Origin of the sequence: Streptomyces paludis, from assembly GCF_003344965.1 — a bacterium.
GTDB lineage: Bacteria > Actinomycetota > Actinomycetes > Streptomycetales > Streptomycetaceae > Streptomyces > Streptomyces paludis.
Genome location: NZ_CP031194.1, coordinates 3,726,286 through 3,748,574, shown reverse-complemented (window position 1 = coordinate 3,748,574; position 22,289 = coordinate 3,726,286). Strand labels below are relative to the sequence as shown.

Annotated in this window: 7 protein-coding genes; 3 read left to right on the top strand and 4 right to left on the bottom strand. The window is 70.5% G+C overall.

Annotation, left to right across the window (positions count from 1 at the left end; genetic code table 11):
* Nucleotides 1–152: 152 nt before the first annotated feature.
* Nucleotides 153–1,094, top strand: coding sequence for a helix-turn-helix domain-containing protein (locus tag DVK44_RS16470; RefSeq protein WP_114660355.1), 942 nt, complete (start codon nt 153–155; stop codon nt 1,092–1,094).
* A gap of 499 nt (nt 1,095–1,593) precedes the next feature.
* Entirely contained in the window at nt 1,594–4,947 is a 3,354-nt protein-coding gene (locus DVK44_RS16465; protein ID WP_228447184.1) for a S8 family peptidase, read from the top strand.
* 112 nt (nt 4,948–5,059) lie between these two features.
* Here DVK44_RS16465 and DVK44_RS16460 read toward each other — a convergent pair whose 3' ends face one another.
* The 4 genes from DVK44_RS16460 to DVK44_RS16445 all read right to left on the bottom strand — a co-directional run bounded on the left by DVK44_RS16460 (nt 5,060) and on the right by DVK44_RS16445 (nt 18,395).
* A complete protein-coding gene (locus DVK44_RS16460) occupies nt 5,060–6,253 on the bottom strand; it encodes a cytochrome P450 (RefSeq protein ID WP_114660353.1) in 1,194 nt (397 codons plus the stop codon).
* Nucleotides 6,207–7,910, bottom strand: a complete 1,704-nt coding sequence (locus DVK44_RS16455; protein ID WP_114665179.1) for a phytoene desaturase family protein — start codon at nt 7,908–7,910, stop codon at nt 6,207–6,209. Before DVK44_RS16455 ends, DVK44_RS16460 begins: the two co-directional genes overlap by 47 nt.
* A gap of 52 nt (nt 7,911–7,962) precedes the next feature.
* A complete protein-coding gene (locus DVK44_RS16450; RefSeq protein ID WP_114660352.1) occupies nt 7,963–17,490 on the bottom strand; it encodes a non-ribosomal peptide synthetase/type I polyketide synthase in 9,528 nt (3,175 codons plus the stop codon).
* A gap of 77 nt (nt 17,491–17,567) precedes the next feature.
* Nucleotides 17,568–18,395 (bottom strand): sterol desaturase family protein, encoded by an 828-nt coding sequence (locus DVK44_RS16445; RefSeq protein WP_114665178.1) that lies wholly within the window; start codon nt 18,393–18,395, stop codon nt 17,568–17,570.
* 410 nt (nt 18,396–18,805) lie between these two features.
* On the opposite strand from DVK44_RS16445, the gene DVK44_RS16440 reads away from it, so the two are divergent.
* Nucleotides 18,806–22,183 (top strand): S8 family peptidase, encoded by a 3,378-nt coding sequence (locus tag DVK44_RS16440; RefSeq protein ID WP_228447183.1) that lies wholly within the window; start codon nt 18,806–18,808, stop codon nt 22,181–22,183.
* The last annotated feature ends 106 nt before the right edge of the window (nt 22,184–22,289 follow it).

Below are 22,289 nucleotides of genomic sequence, written 5' to 3'. Positions count from 1 at the left end.
CGCCCGGCTGCTTTTCTCGGTCTTTCACCGGCCGCGCTTTCCACTGTGCCGCGCCGCCGCCGGGTTACCCAGGCCCGAACGGTGCGTACGTCCGCCGGTCCTACCACTGGCAGGATCAGGCTCATATGCGTACGACCAGGAATACTGGACGTATGAGTGAGCGACGCGTGCCCGTACCGGCCCCGGAGGCCGACCGGAGCCCGGACCGGAGCCTGGACCGCCGTGCCGAGCTGAGTGAGTTCCTGCGTACGCGGCGTGCCCGGCTCAAGCCGGAGGACGTGGGGCTGCCGCACTTCGGCCGGGCCCGCCGGGTGCCGGGGCTGCGGCGCGAGGAGCTGGCGCAGCTGGCCGGGGTGTCCGTGGCGTACTACACGCGGCTGGAGCAGGGCAACGGGCAGAACGTGTCGGCGGAGGTGCTCGACTCCGTGGCGCGCGCCCTCCGGCTGACGGCCGCCGAGCACGCGCATCTGACCCATCTCGCGAAGCCGAAGACACACAAGAAGCCGGTGGTACGGACCCAGCAGGTGCGCGGCGCGCTGCGGCAGCTGCTCGACGCGATCGACGGCATCCCGGCCTATATCATCGGCCGCCGCTCGGACATCCTCGCCTGGAACCGGATGACCACGGCCGTGTTCGGCGACTGGTCGGAGCTGCCGGCGAAGGAGCGGAACTGGGCGCGCATGGTGTTCTTCAAGCCGGAGTACCGCGAACTCTTCGTGGACTGGGACCAGAAAGCCTGCGATGTCGTCGCCCAGCTGCGCATGGACGTCGGCTGCCGCCCGGAGGACCCGCAGCTCTCGGCCCTGGTGGGTGATCTCTCCGTACGGAGCGAGGAGTTCCGGCAGCTCTGGGCCCGGCACGACGTCAAGGAGAAGGCTCATGGCGTCAAGCACCTGCGGCATCCGCTGGTCGGTGATCTCACGCTGTCCTTCGAGTCCTTCCGTATGCCCGACGACGCGGAGCAGGTCCTGATCACGTACCACGCGGAACCGGGCTCCCCGTCGGCGGACGCCCTGCGGCTCCTGGCGAGCTGGGGCGCGGACGCGACGTCCACCGGATTCGGAACGCGGGCCGCGTCGGGCCGGCAGGGCTGACGCGGCCGGGGGGGCTGACCGGGCCGGGAGGGCTGACCCCGCTGGAAGGTACGGGAGCGGAACGGCGGCGGAGCGGAACAGGGGGGGGTTCGGCTCCCGCATCGTGGGCACCGGCGGGCTCCATGAGGTCGCCCCGGCGTCGATGTCCGGCGCGAGATCCTGGATCTGCTCGACTTCCCCGTCGACACCTCGGACGTCGCCCTCTGCGACCCCGCGATCTACACGGACGCCCCGCTCGGCACCGCGTGGTGGAACGCCCCGGCGGTGCGCGAAAAATAACTGTCGCGGGGGAGAACCGACGCGGGGCGCCGACCGTCTTATCGCCCGAAGTTCGCCAAGGACCGGGATCCGCCCCAACTGCACTTGCACGCAAGCGAGTTGCTAGCGCCGCACAACAGCGGGTCCCGGTGTTTGTCGTGTTGGTCCGGGGTGTGTCCGAGGGGGACGCGCGCGCCCCGGGAATCCTGTTCGGGTCAGTGCTTCAACAGTTGGGGAAGTGTTGCGTACTCACAGAAAGAGAGCGGGCGCGGCCATGGTGGCCGCCCTGCTCACCGCCGGGCTCGTATCGGGTGCCACCGCGCACACCGCCACCGCGTCCGTCACCGAAGAGGCCGACGGCGCCGGGGTGTTCGTGGCGCAGGGGCCGCAGGCCGAGGCCGGCGGTACGGTCACCCTGATCACCGGTGACCAGGTCCGTATGGACGGCAAGGGCCGGGTCGTACGGGTGCAGCCGGGCCAGGGCCGCGAGGGCACGCGGATGAACATCAGGACCGTCGGGGACGAGGTGTACGTCCTGCCGGCCGACGCCATCCAGCTGGTGGCCCAGGGCAAGCTGGACCGGCGGCTGTTCAACGTCACCAGTCTGCGGAAGACCGGGTACGGCGACGACCGGCGGGCCTCGCTCCCGCTGATCGTCTCGTACGGGAAGAACGCGGCCCGCAAGGCGGAGGCCAGGACAGCCATCGCGGAGGCGGACGTCTCCGTACGCCGTACGCTCCCAGCGATCGACGGCGAGGCGCTCACCGCGCCCAAGGACGAGGCGGCCGAGGTCTGGGACGCGCTCACCGAGCCCACCGACGTGCCGAACGAGGCCCGGGAGACCGCCCCCGGTATCGAGCGGGTGTGGCTGGACGGCACGTACAAGGCGCTGCTGGACAAGAGCGGCGCGCAGATCGGCACAGGGAGCGCCTATCAGGCCGGCTACACCGGTGTGGGGGTGAAGGTCGCCGTCCTGGACACCGGGGTCGACCAGACGCACCCCGACCTCGCGGGTGTCTCGATCGCCCGCAAGGACTTCTCGGGCTCGGGCAACACCGTCGACCACCACGGCCACGGTACGCATGTCGCGTCGACCATCGCGGGTTCGGGTGCCAAGTCCGGCTGGAAGTACTTCGGGGTCGCGCCCGGGGCGAAGATCATCGACGCCAAGGTCCTCAACGACAACGGCGAAGGCTCCGAATCCGGCATCATCGCGGGCATGCAGTGGGCCGTCGACCAGGGCGCGAAGATAGCCAACATGAGCCTCGGCCGCGAGGACTCCCCGGATACCGACCCGCTGGAGGCGGCGGTCAAGAAACTGTCCGCCGAGAACGACATCCTCTTCGTCATCGCCGCCGGCAACGAGGGTCCCCGCGCGAAGACGGTCGGCTCCCCCGGCAGCTCCACCTCCGCGCTCACGGTGGGCGCGGTGGACAGCAACGACCGGATCGCGGACTTCTCCAGCGTGGGCCCGACGAGCAACGGATCGCTGAAGCCCGACATCACCGCCCCCGGTGTGGGCATCGTCGCCGCGAAGGCCGCCAAGGGCGTCATCGGCGACCCGGCCGCCGACGGCTATGTAGCGCTGTCCGGTACGTCGATGGCGACCCCGCATGTCGCGGGCGCTGCGGCGCTCCTCGCGCAGCAGCACCCGGACTGGAGCGGCCAGCGCATCAAGAAGGCGCTGGTCTCCTCGGCCAGGCCCGGCGCGGGACAGAGTGTGTTCCAGCAGGGCGCGGGCCGTGCCGACCTGACGAAGGCGATCACCCAGACCGTCCTGAGCGAGCAGGTCGGACTGAACTTCGGCATCGCGCCGTGGCCGCACACCTACGACCTGCCCGTCACCAAGCAGATCACGTACAACAACACCGGGACGGCGCCCGTCACGCTCGATGTGTCGATGGAGACGACCGGTCCCGGCGGCAAGGCGGTCGCGGACGGCTTCTTCGTCCTCAGCGCCACGAAGGTCACCGTCCCCGCCGGCGGCAGGACGAGCATCGACCTCCGGGCGAACACCAACATCGGCGGCACGGACGGTGTCTTCACCGGTACGGTGGTCGCCAGGTCCACCGACGGCAGCCAGAACGTCCGTACGACCTTCGCGGTCGAGCGTGAGGGCGAGTCGTACGACGTCACACTGAAGTTCATCGACAACAACGGCAAGCCCACCGCGTCGTCGGCCTGGGTGCTCAGCCACGACGGCCGCTACGACGAGAATGTGGCGATCGACAGCAGCGACGGTACCGCCACGATCCGGCTCCCGAAGGGCCCGTACACGCTCAGCTCCGCCGTGGTGACCGGTTCGGATGTCGCCTGGCTGGTCCAGCCGAAGCTGAACGTCGTCGACAACTCCACCGTCACCTTCGACGCCCGCACGGCGAAGCCGGTCAGCATCACCGCGCCGGACTCCTCCGCCAAGCTTTTCCAGGCATTTGCGAGCTTCGGTGTGGACGCGGGTGACCAGGTTCAGGCCAGCCTCTGGACCCTGGACAGCTTCAAGGGTCTGCGCGTCGGCCATGTCGGCCCACAGGTCCCGACGGCGCTGATGAACGCGCAGCTCGGTGGCCTCTGGCAGAAGGGCAGCACCAGCTACAACCTGCTCTACAACCGCACCGGTTCGTTCTACACGGGGTTCACCCACACGGCCGACATGAGTGAACTGGCCCTGGTGAACGCCCGGTTCGGCTCCTCCGCCAAGAACCGTACGGGCTCTCTCATGCCGGGCTGGGTCGATTCGACAAAACCCACGCCGTACAGCATCGGCCTGATGACCGACTCGTTCTCGCTGCCCACCACGGCCAAGACCTACTTCACCACGCCCAAATACCTGACCTGGGAACTCGCGGCCTACCAGGACGACGACGACGGCTTCGGCGTCGACCTGGAATCCGGCGACCCCAGGACCTACGAGGCGGGGAAGACGTACTCGGAGACCTTCAATGTGGGTGTGTTCAGCCCGAAGGAGGGAAGCTGGGGCAGCGAGCGGTTCGGCAACGAAATGCGTTTCTGCATGGGTGAGTTCACCGACGGGGTGGGCCACCGCGGTACCTCGGGGGTCTCGAAGCAGCGCACCACGGTCACGGTCGACGGCAAGAGCATCGTCGACTCGGATCTCGGCGCGTGCGGGATACTCGAAGGTCTTCCCGCCAAGTCCGCCACGTACAAGATAAGCACCGAGGCGACGCGCCCCGCGAGGATCGCGACCGTCACGAGCCGGCTCGTGGCGGCCTGGACGTTCGCCTCGAAGCAGGTCACGGGCAGCGCCCCCGAGCAGCTGCCCATCAACATCGTCCGCTTCACGCCGAGTCTGGATCTGACCAGCACCGCGAAGGCCGGCGAGACGGTCACGTTCCCGCTCCATGTCCGGGGACCGGCGCAGCACAACCTCGGGTCGCTCACCGTCCAGGTCTCCTACGACGGCGGCAAGGTGTGGGCCAACACGCCCGTCACCTACGGCACGGGCACGGACGGCAGGCACCACATCACCCTGACCCACCCGACGACCGCCACCTCCGTTTCCCTCAAGGCGAAGGTCACCGACACCAGCGGCAACGCCTACGAGGTCACGGTCGAGAAGGCGTACCTGCTCAACTAGCCACCATCCGGCGCACCACCGCCGGCCACGCGCCCGGGGACACGCACCACGTCCCCGGGCGCTCTCGTGTCCCCGGGCGCTCCGCGTCCGGCCCGGCCGTCGCCGTCCGGCCTCACCAGTCGACCGGTAGCTCATGCAGGCCCTTGATCATCGCCTCCGTCTTCCAGCGGAGTTCACTGTCGGACACGGACAGTTTCAGCGCGGGCAGGCGTTCGAGCAGGGTGCCCATGGCGACTTCCAGCTCCAGCCGCGCCAGCCGCGCGCCGACACAGAAGTGCAGCCCGTGACCGAAGATCAGGTGCGGGGCCTCCTGGACCCGGTCCAGTACGAGCGTGTCGGCGTCGCGGAAGACCGCCGGATCCCGGTTGGCCGCCGGCAGGTCGACCAGGACCGGCTCCCCGGTGCGTACCGTGACTCCCCCGACCTCGATGTCCTCGGTCGCGTACCGGGGGAAGCCGATGACATTGGGCAGCGGTACGAACCTCAGCATTTCCTCGATCGCCGCCGGAATGTCCGACGGGTGTTCGCGCAGCCGCGACACCCACTCGGGACGCTTCAGCAGCAGATAGCAGAAGTTGGGAATCTGGTTGAAGGTGGTGATGAATCCGCCGGTGAGCAGCTCGACGGCGAGTTTGATCACCTCGTCGTAGGAGATCCGCCCCTCGTCCTGCGCGCTCACGAGGCAGGTGAGCAGATCGTCCCTGGGCTCCCGGCGGCGCAGCTCGATCAGCTCGGCCAGATAGGCGAAGTACGCTCCGGCCTCGGCCGCGAGGTCCTCCGACGACACGGAGTGGGACAGCATGACTTCGAGCCACTTCCGGATGCGGTGACGGTCGCTCTCCGGTACGCCGAGCAGATCGCAGATCATGGCGATGGCGAGCGGGAAGGCGTAGTCCTGCACAAGGTCGCCGGGCGGGCCCGTCTCCACCAGCCGGTCCAGCAGCCCGTTCGCGACCTCGCGCACCTGGTCCCGCATCCGGTCGACGCGGCGCGGGCTGAAGTGCGGCGCCACCACACCGCGCAGCCGGGCGTGGTCGGCCCCGTCGGTGGAAAGCAGTCCGTCCTTGCCGGGCGCGAGCGGGCGCATCCGGGGCTGGTCCCGCTCCACACCGGCCGCCACGCTGAAGCGCGGGTCGGCGAGGACCACGCGCGCGTCGGCGTACCGGGTGACCAGCCAGGCGTCCTCCCCGTACGGCAGCCGGACCCGGGGCAGCGGTGCGCCGCGCAGTCCGGCGTAGAGCGGTGAGAGCGTCAGCGGATCAGGGGACGTGAAGGGATACGGGAGCGGTTCCGGAGCCGTGCTCATCAGGGGTTCCATCCTTGTCATGGGGTCCTACGGGGATGACGACATGGGTCGGGAGCGGTCCCGTCCCGTCCGTGTGGGCGGTGAACTCTCTGCCGTCGTCGCGGCAGATGAACTGCGTGACATGCCGGCCCGCGGCGGCGGCGCGGATGAGGCCGCCGGTGGAGGCCCAGACCCCGGAGATATAGAAGTTCTTCAGGCCGGGGAGGACCGGCCCGTACTTCTTGATGACCTTCTCCATCGTTTCGCCGCCCTCCACGAAGGGCTGCCAGCCGAGCACCGTGCCGTCGTGGTTCCCCGTGTAACGGACCTGGGTGAGCGGGGTCGACAGGTCCCGCGCCGCGACGGAGTCCGCCAGCCCGGTGAACCGCCGGTCGAGGAAGTCGATCAGGGCGTCGCGCACCTGGTGCTTGGCCTCGTAGTACGCCCGGCCGCGCCGCACCGGCAGGGTGTGCAGCTCCGTGCCGCCCCGGCTGCGGGTGCGCTGTTCCGGGCCGTCGCTCAGCTCGCGCCAGGGTTCGACATCGCTGAAGTAGGTGGCGTAGACGATGGTCGTCCGCTGCGGTGACAGCTCCGGGTAGTGCAGGCTGCGGAACTGGATGTTGATACTCGGGTGGCGGATGCCCACGAACCGCGCGGCCTCCTCGTCGGTCAGCAGATAGGTGGTGCACGGATCCCCTTCGGGGAAGGTGCGCCGCAGCCCGAGGAAGAGGGCGACATATCCGGGGAAGACCATGCCCGGCTCGTCGATGACCGTGGTGTAGAGGCGGCGGTACTCGTCGCCGAGATACCGGCCGCCCAGGAACTTCATCGTGGTGGTGTGCCCGTCGCAGGCCGAGACCACGATGTCGGCGCGCAGCTCCTGTCCGTCGCTGAGCCGCACCCCGACGGCCCGGTCGTCCTCGACGAGGACCTCCTCCACCTTCGCGTTGTAGGTGACCTCCCCGCCGAGCTGCCGGTAGCGCTGCTCGATGGAGGTCGACAGCCCGAGCGAGCCGCCCTCCGGAACGCCGGCCGAGAGATTGGCGTGCGCGGCCAGCTGGAAGTAGAACGGCAGGACGGGGAAGGCGGAGTGCTTCTCGTAGAGGACGAAGTTGAACGCCTCGCGCAGCAGCGGATGGCTGAACCGGGCGGAGTAGTCGGTCATCAGTGTGCCGATCGACTTCCGGATCACATTGAAGTACGGGGCGAAGGACGCCAGCATGCGCCAGCGCTCCGTACGGCCCATCAGCCCGACCGGTTTGAGGAAGGGGTACGCGGCCAGACAGCGGCGGAACTTCCGCAGCCCCGCGCAGAACTGGCGGATCAGCCTGGCGTCGGCCGGGGAGATCTCCAGCAGATGGGCTTCGAGCCGGTCGGGGTCGGAGTAGAAGTAGACCGTCCCGCCGTCGCGTCCGCGCACGATGTTGAAGACATCGAAGTGGCGCATCTGCTTGCCCTGGAGCGCGCCCAGTTCCAGCCAGATCTGGTGCATCTCGTTGCCCGGCCCGTTGCCGAGCAGCCAGCTGACGCAGCAGTCGAAGGTGAAGTCGCCACGGTCCCACGCGGTGCAGCAGCCGCCCGGGATGTCGTGCATCTCCAGGATCCGGGTGCGGTAGCCGTTCATCTGCGCGTAGCAGCCGGTGGAGAGTCCTCCCAGACCCGCCCCGATGATGATCATCGTCTCCCGGCGCGCGCCCTCCGGCGGCATCGTCACCCCTCTCTCGTCCTTTTCAGGCGGCATGGGTGGCCTCCTCGATCACGGAGCCGGCGGTCAGGACACCGCGCACCAGAGCGGCGTTGTGCTCGATCCGGCCCGGGTCGAACATGTCGGCGTGGACGCCGGAGCCCCGGAGCACTTCGGTGCGCCCGTTCGAGGCGCCGTGCCAGCTGCCGGTCTCCCCGGCGGCGTAGAAGGCGGCCTTCTCCTCGTCGGAGATGACGGTGACGCGCGCGTCCACCGTGCCGAGGTTGGGGGTGCGGCCGCAGAAGCCGATGTAGTCCGTGGCCTGGGCGAGGGTCTCCCGGGCGAGGGTCTCGGATCCGGTGTGCTTGCGCAGATGCTCGCGCAGCTCCCGCTCGAACGCCGTGAGGTCCTCGGCGCTCAGCGTGTAGGGGGCCTGATTGCGGTACGAGTCGATGATGACGACCTCACCGACCTCCCGGCCGCGCCGTTCGAGTTCCTTGGCGACCTCGAAGGCGAGATTGCCGCCGAGGGAGTAGCCGAGCAGCGCGCGGACGCCCTCGGGGCGGAGCGCGGCGACCAGGTCGGCGTACCGGGCGACCTTGTCGTCCCCGGTGAGGTAGTTGAAGGCGACCAGCTCGTGGTCCGGCAGTTGTTCCGCGAAGCGCCGGTAGACCAGACCGTGTCCGCCCGCGGGCGGGAAGCAGAACACCGGCTCCCCCGCCCCCCGGTTGAAGCGGAGATAGGGCTGGGCGCCCGGCAGCCGGCCGGTGATGATGTCCTCGACCGTCCTGGCCATCCCGTGCAGCATCGTGGCCTTGAAGAGCTGGCTGACCGGGATCGTGATGCTGAACTCGCTCTGGAGACCGTGGATCAGCTCGATCAGCTTGATCGAACTGCCGCCGATCTCGAAGAAGTCGTGCTGGAGACCCACGTTCGCCACGCCGAGCAGCGCCGTCCAGTGGTGGGCCATCCGCTCCTCGTAGAGCGTCACCGGCGGCTCGTACGCCTCGCCGTCGCCCCCGGACCGCGGGCGGGGCAGCGCGACGACGTCGACCTTGCCGTTGGGGGTGACCGGCAGCTCCGGCAGTTCGGTGAAGGAGGCGGGGATGAGATACGTCGGCAGGCGCTCCCCGAGGTGCCGGCGCAGCTCCCGCCATTCGAGGGTCGCGCCGGGCGCGGCGACCCCGTACGCGCAGAGCGTGTTGTCGCCGCGGTCGTCCGGCCGGACGGCGACGACCGCCTGGGAGAGCGCGGGCCACAGCGCCAGCTGCGCCTCGATCTCGCCCACCTCCACGCGGTGGCCGCTCACCTTGACCTGGGAGTCGGCGCGGCCGAGGAGGTGGATCCCGCCGTCGGCGTCCCAGCGGGCCAGGTCGCCCGTGCGGTAGAGCCGTACGGGCGCGGCGGCGCCACCGGGGCCGAAGGTGTGGTCGACGAAGCGCTCCGCGGTGCGCTCGGGCTCGTGGAGATAGCCGGTGGCGACCCCGGCGCCGCCGATCCACAGCTCGCCCGAGACACCGGGCGGTACCGGTTCGCCGTGCCGGTCGAGGATGTACACCTCGGTGCCGGGGAACGCCCGGCCGATGGGCACCATACGGCTCGGTTCCAGGCCGTCGGTGGGGCCTTCGAAGTAGGTGCTGTCGATGGTGGCCTCGGTGAGTCCGTAGGAGTTGACCAGCCGGGTGTCCGGGCCGCAGAGGCCGCGCAGCCGGTCGTACTCCTCGACCTTCCAGGTGTCCGAGCCGACGACCAGCAGGCGCATGAAGTCGAGCCGGGTGCCGGCGCGCTCGCAGTGGGCCATCAGACCGCGGACGACGGAGGGCACGAACTCGGCGCAGTCGACGCGCTCCGCGCGCATCGTCGCGTACAGCCGCGCCGTGTCGAACAGCAGCTCGCGGCCGATGAGCACCAGGGTGCCGCCGGAGCACAGGGCGCGGACCAGGTCGCCGGTGAAGACGTCGAACGACGGGTTCGCCAGCTGGAGATGGACGCGGGCGTCGGTGTCGAGGCGGTACTCCGCGCGCCAGGCGGCGTAGGCGGACGCCACGTTCCGGTGGCTGACCAGGACCGCCTTGGGACGGCCGGTGGAGCCCGAGGTGAAGATGGCGTAGGCCGGGCCGTCCAGGTCGACCGTCGCTTCGGCCTCCGGCCCTTCGGTCTCCGACGGATCCGCCGCCTCCGCCGCCGACAGCTCCGCCGGGGTCAGGACGCCCGGGTGCGCGGCGAAGCGCTCGCGGCCCGTGTCGTCGTCGACGACGATGTGCGCCGCCCCGGCGTGGGCGACCATGGCGGCGAGGCGCTCGGCCGGGTTGCCGGGGTCGAGCGGCAGATAGGCGCCGCCCGCGCGCAGGACCGCGAGCAGGGTGACGATCAGCTCGGGCGACTTCTCCATGCAGACCGCGACCAGCGCGCCGCCGACGACGCCCCGCGCGCGCAGCGCCCGCGCGCGGTCGCCGCTGCGGCGTGCCAGCTCGGCGTAGGTCATCGACCCGGTCCCGCCGTCCTCGGTGGGGGCCCGGACGGCGATCGCCTCGGGGTGCGCGGCGGCGACCGCGCCGATCAGCTCGTGCACCGGCGTCACGGGAGCGGCCGTCCGGCGGCCGGCGCCGCTCCAGTCACCGAGGATCCGTTGGCGCTCCCCCGCGCCGAGCAGCTCCAGCCGGTCGGCCGGGGTGGTGGCGCGGGCGCGCGTCAGGGCGTCGAGCAGGGAGACGTAGTGCGCGGAGAACCGCCGCATCGTCTCGGGGAGGAAGAGGTCGGTGTTGTACTTGAAGACGCAGTGGAACCGCTGGTCCGCCTCGTCCTCGTACACCGACAGTGTGACGTCGAACTGGCCTTCCTCCTCGGGCAGTTCGATGTACTCCAGACGGTGGCCGTACTTCTCGGTGGCCACCTTGTGGGTGAGCAGGATGAACATGGCCTGGAAGACCGCGGAGCGGCTCGGGTCGTGCTGGAGGTCCAGCTCCTCCACGAGCAGCACGAACGGGTACTCCTGGTTGTCCAGCCCGCCGAGCACGGCGTCGCGGACGCGGGCGAGGAGCTGCTCCACCGACGGCCCGTCGCCCAGCGGGACATGGAGCGGCAGCGGGTTGACGAAGTAGCCGTAGACAGAGGAGAACTCCTCCTGGGTGCGGCCCGTCACCGGGCTGCCGACGATGATGTCGTCCTGCCCGGAGTAGCGGTGGAGCAGCACGTAGTAGGCGCTGAGGAGCACCATGAAGACGGTCACGTTGTGCTCGCGGGCCACTTCGTGGACGCGGGCGCTGAGACCGGTGTCCAGGACGAAGAACTCGGACGCGCCGTTGTGCGTCTGGACCGCGGGGCGGGGTCGGTCCGTGGGCAGGTCCAGTACGGGGATGTCCGCCGGCAGATGGGACTTCCAGTAGCCGACCATCCGGCGGGCGTCGGGGCCGGCGAGGAAGCCGTTCTGCCAGTTGAGGAAGTCGAGGTAGCGGGCGGACACCGGCGGCAGCTGGGGCGTACGGCCGCGGCGCAGCGCGTCGTGGACCGCGAGCAGCTCCTCGATGAAGGTGAAGGTCGAGATCGCGTCGGAGATGATGTGGTGGACGGCCTTCATCAGCACCCAGCGGTCGGGGGCGCGCCGGAAGAGCCGCAGCCGGACCAGCGGGTCGCGCTCAAGGTCGTACGGCTTGCGGTACTCGCCCACGATCATCGCGTGGATGGCGTCCCACTCGACGCCCTGGACGTCGAAAAGGGCGACGTCCTGCCGCAGGGCGGCGTCGGCGGCGGGCGCGACCTTCTGCACCGGCTGCCCGCCCTCGTGGACGAAGTTGGCACGCAGGCTCGGATGCCGCTCGATCAGCAGGCAGAAGGCGTCGAACATCAGCTGGGGATCCAGCCGTGCGCGCACCTCGACCGCGCCGCCGATGTTGTAGGCGAAGCCGTCGGGGTTGAGCTGCTTGAGGAACCACAGCGCTTTCTGGTTCTGGGTGAGCGGGTGCCGTCCCTCGTCGTGGAACAGCTCGACCGCGGCGCCGCCGGGCTCGCCCCCGCCGGCCGGCACCGGCTCGGCCGCCAGGCCCTCGTAGAGCCGGCTGACCAGGTCGGCGACGGGAGCGCCGCTGAGCAGGGTGACGACGGGCAGGGCGACGCCCAGCTCCGTGTGGATACGGGAGCGCAGTTCCATGGCGAGGAGCGAGTCCAGTCCGAGCGCGCCCAGCGCGGAGTCGAGGGCGACCTGTTCGGGCCCCACGCTCAGGACTCCGGCGACGACCGCGAGGAAGCGCTCGGTCGTCAGGGCCAGCCGGGTGGCGTCGTCCGCGGCCCGGAACGAGTCGAGGAAGCCGCTCTGTTCGGCCGGGGAGGTGTTCGGGCCGCCCCGGGCCGCGGCCAGCTCGCGCACGAGCCGGGGCGGGGACGCGTACCAGGCGAGGAAGACCGGCCAGTCGACGACGGTGGCGACGAGGAGCTGGGCGCGGTCCTGGCCGATGACGCGGGCCAGCACGGCCATCCCCGCCTCCGGCGACAGCGAACTCATGCCGCGGGCGGCGCGGTAGTGCTCGATGAGGCCGAGTTCCTCGATCATGCCGGTCGCCCAGGGGCCCCAGTCGAGGCTGAGTCCGGGCAGTCCGCGGGCGCGCCGGTGGTGCGCCAGCGCGTCCAGGAACGCGTTCCCCGCCGCGTAGTTGGTCTGTCCGGCGGTCGTCAGCAGGGAGGCGATGGAGGAGAAGAGCACGAAGTGGTCGAGCGGCTCGTCACCGAGGTGCCGGTGGAGGAGGTACGCGCCGAGGACCTTGGGGTGGTGGACGGACCGGAACGTCTCCGGGTCCATCTCGGGCAGCAGCGTGTCACGGACCTGGCCGGCCAGATGGAAGACGCCGCGGATCGGCGGTGAGTCGAGCCGCCGGTACTCGCTCAGCCAGCCGGTCAGGCTCGCCTCGTCGCAGATGTCGAGCGGCGCCAATGTGGGCTGGGCGCCGAGTGCCTCCAGCTCCCTGACGAAGCCGATGGCGCGACCTTCGGCGGAATCGGGCGCGGTCTCGCGCCAGCGGTCGCGGTCGGGGAGCCGGGTCCGGCCCACGAGGATCAGCCGCCGGGCGCCCCAGCCGACGAGGGCTCGGCAGAGCAGCCGGCCGAGCGCGCCGAAGGCGCCGGTCACCAAATAGGCCCCGTCGGCGCGCAGCCGCAGGGGCAGCGGGCGGGTGAGCCCGGCGGCCGGCAGGAGGCGGCTGGTGTAGCGGCGTCCGCCGCGCAGCGCGATCTCGTCCTCCTCGTCGCCGTCGACGGCCGTCACCTCCCGCAGCAGCGCCCGCGCTTCCGCGCTCCGGCCCTCGGCGCTGTCATGGCCGGCGGCGGGGTCGAGGTCGATGAGCTTGCCCCGGTGGGCGGTCAGCTCCTGCTGCCACAGCACCCGTCCGACGCCCCAGGCCGGGGCGGCCAGCGGCTCGGCCGGATCGCCGGACACGACGGCCTGCACGCCCCGGGTGACGATATGGAGCCTGCCGCCGGGCAGCGCGTGCGGCAGGGTCCTGGCCAGGGCGATCAGGGAGTAGGCGCCGGCAGTGGAGAGTTCGCTCAGTCCGGCCGCGGTGTCCGTCGCGTCCAGGGCGGGCAGATCCAGGTTCCACAGATGCACGACATGGTCGTACGGGCAGGCTTCGTCGCCGGTGCGCAGGTCCGCGAAGAGACGGTCGAGGTCGGCGGCCGAGTCCGGCCGTACCGTCGACTCCCCGGGGCCGTGGTCGGTGCGGTAGGCGGTCCCGGGGCGTACGAGATGGCACTGTCCGCCCCGGTCGGTGATCAGGGCCGCCAGCTCTTCGGCCACGCCTTGGGAGTCCGCGAAGACCAGCCAGCGCGGTACGGCCGTCGTGCCCGGGGCGTCGGTTCCGGCCGGGGGCGTCTCGGTCCAGGAGATGTCGGCCAGCCAGGAGTCCACCGTGCTCAGGCTGACGGCGGCGGGCGCCTTCTCCACGTCGGCCGCGCGGAAGCCGCTGATCCGGCCGAGGGACGCGCCGTCGTCCCCGTAGACGGCGATGTCACCGATGACCTCGCCCTCCGACTGCCGGGTGACGGTGGCGTGCGCCCACAGGGGACGGTCCCCGACTGCGGCCATACGTACCTCGTCGATCGACAGCGGCAGCCGGATGCCCCCGGCGCTGCCTTCCTCGCCCAGCAGCTGGGGGGTCAGCAGCGTCTGGAAGCAGGCGTCGAGCAGCACGGGGTGCATGTGGTGGTGGGCGGCGTCCCCGCCGATCGGCTCGGTCGGACGGATCCGGGCCAGCGCCTCGTCGGGGCCGATCCACACCTCCTCGATGCCCTGGAACGCGGGACCGTAGTGATAGCCGAGCGCGGCCAGGGCGGCGTAGCAGTCGGCTCTGTCGAGACGGCGCGGGGTGCGTGCGCGCACCTGGTCGGCGTCGAGCCGGAGCGTGCCGTGGGCGTGCTGCCCGGAACGGACGACCCCGCGCGCGTGCACCGCCGGTTCCCGGGTGTCGTCGGCGTTCACCGTCGCGACGGTGAACGCGGCGTCGCCCGAGGAGAAGGAGAGCTGCACGGTCGCGGTGCCGCCGCCGGCCGCCTCGGCCGTGTCGTCGTCGTCATCGTGCGATCCCAGCGACAGGAAGAGGGCCTTGCGCAGCTCGATATCGGCGAAGACCGCCTCCCCGCCGGTCATCGCGCGCACGGCCTGCGCCGCCATCTCCACATAGCCCGCCGCCGGAAAGAGCGCGCTGCCCTGGATACGGTGATCGCGCAGATAGGGCAGGGCCTCGACATCGAGTCTGGCCTCCCAGATCGGCTCCCCCGTGGCCAGCCGACGGCCCAGCAGCGGATGGTCCCGGCGGCCGAGCCGGATCTGCTCGACGGACTTCGGCTCCGTCCAGTGCCGGTCCCGTCTCCATGGATAACGGGGCAGCGTCACCGGTGTGCCGTGCGGGTGCAGCACCTCCCAGGCGATCTCGACACCCGCGTTGTGGAGGGCCGCCAGGGAGAGCAGGAACCGCGCCTGCTCGTCCTCCTGGCGCCGGATCGAGGGAAGCCCCTGGCTCTCGACGCCCTCGATGCCCCGGTCGGTCAGGCATTCGGTGATCGAGCGGCCCAGAGCGGGGTGGGGGCCGATCTCCAGGAAGAGCCGATAGCCGTCGTCGGCCAGCCGGTTGACGGCGTCACCGAAGCGCACGCTGTCACGGACGTTGTTCCACCAGTAGCCGGCGTCCAGTTCGGTGCCGTGGGCGCGCCCGCGGGCCGCCGCCTCGCGTCCTCCGGTCAGATAGAGCGGCACCTGTGCGGCCCGCGGCTTCAGCCCGGCGAGCGAGAACAGCAGCTCGTCCTTGATCGGGTCCATCCGGGGGCTGTGGTACGGCACCCGTACGGCGAGGGGCCTGGCGAAGATCTCCTCCGCCCGGAACCGCTCGGCCAGCTCCGCGAGCGCCTCCGTGTCCCCGGCGAGGGTGATCGCCGTCGGACTGTTGACGGCGGCCACCGCCACGCGGTCGGCGTACGGCACCACCCGCCGCTGGGCCTCGTCCTCCGAGAGGCTCACGGCCAGCATCCCGCCCGTGTCCACGAGCTTCTGCTGGAGGCGGCTGCGGTGCACGACGACCGTCACCGCCTCGCGCAGGGTGTAGACGCCCGCCTCGTAGAACGCGGCGACCTCGCCGGTGCTGTGTCCGACGACGGCGTCCGGACGGACACCGCGGCTGCGCCACAGGGCCGCGAGCCCGACCTGGAGCGCGAAGTTGGCCGGCTGGGCCAGCCAGGTCTCGCCCATGCGCGAGTCCGCCTCGTCGGCGCACAGCTCCTCCACCAGGGACCAGCCGGCCAGCTCCCGGATCTCCCGGTCGCAGCGCTCGACCGCCGCGCGGTAGACCGGCTCGGTCTCGAAGAGCTGCCGCCCCATCCCCCACCACTGCGGCCCCATGCCGGTGAAGACCCAGACCAGCCGCCGCTGCCGGTCCTCCAGCCGCCGGCCGGCCACGACCCGCGGATGCGCCTCGCCGCGCAAATAGGCGTCGAGCGCCTCCTCCAGCGACGCGCGCGAGTCGTAGACGACCGACAGCCGTGATTCGAGGTGCTGACGGCGGCGGGCCAGGGTGTACGCGATATCGGTCAGCGACGCGGCCGGGCCGGGGACGCTCCCCGACAGCTGCTGCCGGAGGCGGGCGGCGGCCTCCGGCAGCAGCTCCGGATCGCGCGTGGTCAACGGCAGGACGGAGTACGCGGATACGCCGGAGAGCACGTCCCGCGCCACCGCCGATCCGGCCGCCGCGGTCTCCCCGGCCTCCGGCCCGGTGCGCGGGGGCGCGGCTTCGAGCAGCACATGCGCGTTGGTGCCGCCGAAGCCGAAGGAGTTGACTCCGGCGCGGGCGGGCCCGTCGTGCTCCGGCCAGGCGACCGTCCGGGTGGGGATCTCGTAGGGCAGCGCGTCGAGGTCGATCGCGGGATTGACCCGGCCGAGGTTGATGTGGGGCGGAATCGTCCGGTGCTTCAGGCAGAGCACGGTCTTGATCAGCCCGGCGATACCCGCGGCGGACTCCGTGTGCCCGATGTTGGTCTTGACCGAGCCCACATAGCAGGCGGCGCCGGGCTTCCGCCCGATCGACAGCGCCCGCCCCAGCGCGCCCGCCTCGATCGGATCGCCGACCGGGGTCGAGGTGCCGTGGGCCTCGACGTACTGGAGACTGCCCGGCACGATGCCCGCGTCGGCGCAGACCCGCTCGATCAGGGAGACCTGGGCGTCGGCGCTCGGAACGGTGATTCCGGCCGTGCGGCCGTCCTGGTTCACCCCGCTGCCGATGATCACCGCATGGACCGGATCGCCGTCGCGCAGGGCGTCGTCCAGGCGTTTGAGCGCGACCAGGCCGACGCCTTCGGCCCGCACATAGCCGTCGGCCGACGCGTCGAAGGCCCGGGAGCGGCCGTCCGGCGAGAGAAAGCCGCCCTTGGTCTCCGCGATCGTGTACTGGGGGGCCATGTGCAGCAGCGTGCCGCCCGCGAGCGCGAGGCTCGTCTCCCCGCGGCTCAGGCTCTCGCAGGCCAGATGGACCGCCACCAGCGAGGAACTGCACGCCGTGTCCAGGGAGACGCTGGGGCCGCGGAAGTCGAAGCAGTAGGAGACGCGGTTCGACACCATCGTCATCATCGTGCCGGTCGCGGTGTGGGCGGCCAGCGTCTCGAACGCCAGGTCGCTGAATTGAAGGATCTTGTAGTCCAGCGTGAACGCGCCGACGAAGACACCGACATCGCTCCCCGCCAGCTCGGCCGGTTTCTGCCCGCCGTCCTCCAGCGCCTCCCAGGCCACCTCCAGCACCTTGCGCTGCTGCGGGTCCATATGCGCGGCCTCGCGGGGGCTGATGCCGAAGAAGGCCGGGTCGAACTCGTCGAAGCCGTCGATATAGCCGCCGCGCCCGCCGACCAGCCGGCCGGGCTTGGTCCTGTCCCGGCTCCCGAGCGTCGTGACGTCGTACCGGTCCCGCGGCGTCGCAGTGATGCAGTCCTTGCCGTCGAGCAGGTTCTGCCAGAAGGTCCGGTGGTCAGAGGCGCCACCGGGCAGCCGGCAGCCGATTCCGATAACCGCGATCTTGTCGCGGGTGGCGACGTTGCGTGGGTCCGACATGGCCGAAATCCTTGAGTTGACGTTGACATTGCGGGGTGTACGGACGGCAGCGCCGCGAGCTGCCCTTGGCCATGCCGTCAGCCGGCCGGCCTTCTCCATGCCTGGAGATGGCTGGCGAGGACGGCCTCGGTGGTCGGGAAGGAAGCGGGGTCGTGGAGCCCCACCGCGCGTGGCTCCCGGCCGGGGGACCAGGTGTAACTGCCGAAGCAGCGGTCCCAGACGGACAGATCGGAGCCGAAGTGACCGGCCTCCGCGAGGTCCGTGCTGTGATGCAGCCGGTGCTGTTCCGGGCTGGCGAACACATAGTTGAGCCAGCTGATGCGCACATCGATGTTCGCGTGGGTGAAGTACCCCTGGGTGATGACGAAGAGCCCCACGGCGAAGACGGCCCGCTGCGAGAACCCGATCAGGCTCAGCGACAGCTGCACCACGGACTGCGCCAGCAGCACGTCCATCACATGGTTCACCCCGTTGTTGGCGACGTTGACCTTCTCCGGGACGTGGTGGATGCCGTGCAGCCGCCAGAGCCAGGGGTTGGTGTGGCTCCAGCGGTGGACCAAGTAGCTGGCCAGCGAGCCCGCCAGCAGCGCCAGCGGGATCTCCACCGCCAGCGGCAGCGCCGGCCGCTCCGGTGACAGCACGGCGACCAGCGCCGCCACCAGCTGTTGCGCCACGACCGCGCCGAGGGTGGTCAGCAGGAAGTAGACGCCGTACCAGCCCCATTCACGGCGGTCCGGGTGCCAGGCGCGGTCGTAAGGAATCAGTCGCTCCATGACCAGCAGATACGCGATGACCGTGAACTGGAAGCCGAAGGTGGCCAGTCCGGGATCGAGACCGAGGAACGGCACCACGACCGCCGTGACGACCGTCAGCAACAGCAGTGCGGGGTATGCCGCACGACGCATCCACACAGGCCATCACTCCCCTCGCCTCGACCCCATGTCCTGCTTACCGTTTCTGCCCGACACGACCCAGAGTAATCACGTGAAGACTAAGAGTGATGATATGACGCTGACGTGCCTCGCAGCGCGGCACATCCGCGCGCCAGTACGGGACTTGAGAGAGATCGCGCAGAATTCGATCGATGACGAGTGAACCTGATCGCGAAGATCCACGTCTTCTGGGCTGAAGCGATCACCGAGGGCCGGGATCCGCCCCAACCGCGCTGGAGAAAGCGCGGGTTGCGCGGCGTGTGATCTCGGCGGATTTCGGTGGCGGCTCGATCTCCGCGCTTGTGCCGGGTACGTGCGGCACGCACGTCGTACGGACCTCGGGGGTCTGTCCGATTGAAAGCGCCTCAAAGGTTGGGGGAGTTTTGCGCAGCAGCAAGAAGAGGGCCGGGGCCGTCATGGTGGCCGCTCTGCTCACGGCCGGGCTCACGTCCGGCGCCACCATCGGTACGGCTTCGGCCGCCGGCGCCGGCGAGTCGGGGACCGCCGCGGAGGCGTTCGCCGCGAAGGCGCGCCAGGCGCTGGGGCAGGGGCAGACCGGCGCGTCCGTCGTCACCCTGATCACCGGTGACCGCGTCCACGTCGACAGCCAGGGCCGGGTGTCGCGCGTGCAGCCCGCGAAGGGCCGCGAAGGCGTGCGGATGCAGGTCAACCGCGTCGACGGCCAGGTGTACGTGCTGCCGGCCGACGCCGCGGAGCTGGTCTCCCAGGGCACCCTGGACCGGCGGCTGTTCAATGTGACGGGCCTGCTCAAGGCCCAGTACGACGACGCGCACCGGGCGACGCTCCCGCTGATCGTCTCGTACGCGAAGAACGCGAACCAGAAGGCGGCGGCGAAGGCCGCCATCGCGGACGCGGACGTCTCCGTCCGCAGCACGCTGCCCGCCGTCCGCGGCGAGGCGCTCACCGCGCCGAAGGACGAGACCTCCGACGTCTGGGACGCACTCACCGCCGAGGGCGACCAGGGCAGCGAGGCCCGCGAGACCGCCCCCGGCATCGAGCGCGTCTGGCTGGACGGCAAGCGGGAGGCCCTGCTCGACAAGAGCGTGCCGCAGATCGGCGCGCCTACTGCCTGGGAGGCCGGGTACGACGGCACGGGCGTGAAGGTCGCCGTCCTGGACACGGGTGTGGACCAGACGCACCCCGACCTCAAGGGCGTCTCCATCGTCCGGAAGGACTTCTCCGGCTCGGGCAACACCGTGGACCACGTCGGCCACGGCACGCATGTCGCGTCGACCGTGGCGGGGTCCGGCGCGAAGTCCGGCGGCAAGTACAAGGGTGTCGCGCCCGGCGCGAAGATCATCGACGCCAAGGTCCTCGACGACGACGGGTTCGGTGACGAATCCGGCATCATCGCGGGCATGCAGTGGGCCGCCGACCAGGGCGCGAAGATAGCCAACCTGAGCCTCGGCGGCCAGGACACCGCCGAGGTCGACCCGCTGGAGGCGGCGGTCGACAAGCTCTCCGCCGAGAAGAACGTCCTCTTCGTCATCGCCGCCGGCAACTCCGGCCCGCGTGCGGAGACCATCGGTTCGCCCGGCAGCGCCGCCTCGGCGCTCACCGTGGGCGCGGTCGACAGCCAGGACAAGATCGCCGACTTCTCCAGCGTGGGCCCGACGGCCGACGGCTCGCTGAAGCCCGACATCACCGCCCCCGGCGTGGGCATCGTCGCCGCCAAGGCCGCCAAGGGTACGGACGGCAGCCCGGCCGCCGACGGCTACGTCTCCATGTCCGGCACGTCGATGGCCACCCCGCATGTCGCGGGCGCCGCCGCCATCCTCGCCCAGCAGCACCCCGACTGGAGCGGCCAGCGCATCAAGCAGGCGCTGACCGCCTCCGCCAAGCCGGGCGCCGGGCTCACCCCGTACCAGCAGGGCACCGGCCGCGCCGACCTGACGAAGGCGATCGCGCAGACCGTCGTCAGCGAGCAGACCTCGGTCAACTTCGGTATGCAGCAGTGGCCGCACACCAACAACAAGCCGGTCACCAAGCAGATCACTTACGCCAACACCGGTACGCAGGACATCACCCTCGATCTGTCGCTGGAGACGGTCGGCCCCAAGGGCAAGGCGGCCCCGGCCGGCTTCTTCTCCCTCGGCGCCCAGCAGGTCACCGTCCCCGCCGGCGGCACCGCGAGCGTCGGCCTCACGTCGAACACCAGCGTGGGCAGCCAGGACGGCGCCTTCGGCGGCTCGGTCGTCGCGAAGGCCACCGAGGGCAGCCAGAGCGTCCGTACGAGCTTCGGCGCCATCCGCGAGGTCGAGTCGTACGACCTCACCGTCAAGTTCATCGACGCCAAGGGCAAGACCTCCGCGTCGAGCGCCTCGGTCTACGGCCACACCGGCACCTTCTGGAAGTTCGCGGAGGCCGGCAAGAGCGGCCTCGCCAAGGTCCGGGTCCCCAAGGGCTCGTACCTGCTCAACGCCACGGTGGAGACCCCGCAGGGGAAGAACAGCCCGGACGCCGCCTGGCTGGTCCAGCCGAAGCTGGACGTGACCAAGAACGCCACGGTCACCTTCGACGCCCGCAAGGCCAAGCCGATCAGCATCACCGCGCCGGACTCCGCCAAGCTCGTCGACGCGTTCGCGAACTTCGACCTGAGCACGGGAGGCGGCGGCGGCTACGAATCCACCTGGATGCTGGACTCCTTCAAGGGCTTCAGCGTCGGCCAGGTCGGCCCGGCGGTCTCCTCGAAGCTGTTCACCGCGCAGACGGGCGGCACCTGGCGCAAGAGCGGCACGAACTACAACCTGCTCTACAGCCGCGGCGGTTCCTTCTACACGGGCTTCACCCACAAGACCGCCAAGAGCGAACTGGCCCTGGTCAACAACAAGATCGGCAGCTCCGTCAAGAACCGCAAGGGCTTCGGCACCGCGGTCTGGGTCGCGCCCTCCGGGATGTACGGGTTCGAGTCGGAGAGCTCCACGGTCGCCCTGCCCGGCACGGTGAAGAACTACGTCACCACGCCCAAGGGCTTCTCGTGGGCGTTCGGCGCCGGTCAGTTCAACAGCCGCGGCTCGGACATCGACGCGGTCCAGATTCCTTCGGTGCGCAAGAGCTACACGGCGAAGAAGACGTACACGGAGACCTTGAACGTCGGTGTCTTCAGCCCGAAGGTCGGCGGCGAGAGCGGTATCCAGCGGTACGCCGACGAAATGCTGGCCTGCATAGCCGAGTTCTCCGACGGCGCCGGTCACCTCGGCGTCTCGAAGACGTCCAAGCAGCAGTCGACGCTCACCCTCGACGGCAAGAAGGTCGTCAACGAGAAGGGCGAGCTGTGCCTGTACATCGCCGGGCTGCCCGCCAAGTCGGCCAAGTACACGGTGAGTACGGACGCGACCCGCGCCACCTCGGTCGCGGGCGTCACCAGCCGGCTCAAGGCGGCCTGGACGTTCAGCTCCAAGGCCCCCGCGGCCGACAAGATCGCGGACCTGCCCGTCTCGACGGTCCGCTTCGCCCCGGCCCTGAGCCTGACGAGCACCGCGCCCGCGGGCAAGAAGTTCACGGTCCCGCTGGTCATCGAGGGCCCGGCGGCGAAGAACTTCAAGTCGCTGGCCGTGCAGGTCTCCTACGACGGCGGCAAGAAGTGGTCCAAGGCCCCCGTCACCACGAAGAACGGTAAGCGGAGCCTCACCCTGACCCACCCGAAGAAGGCCACGTCGGTCTCCTTGAAGGCGAAGCTCACCGACAAGAGCGGCAACATCTACGACGTCACCATAGAGAAGGCGTACCTGCTGAAGTAGCCGGTACCTATACGTATACGTATAGGGAAGCCACCGCCGACCGCGCGCCCGGGGACACGCACCACGTCCCCGGGCGCGCGTGCTGTTGTGCCGCCGGCGGCCGGGG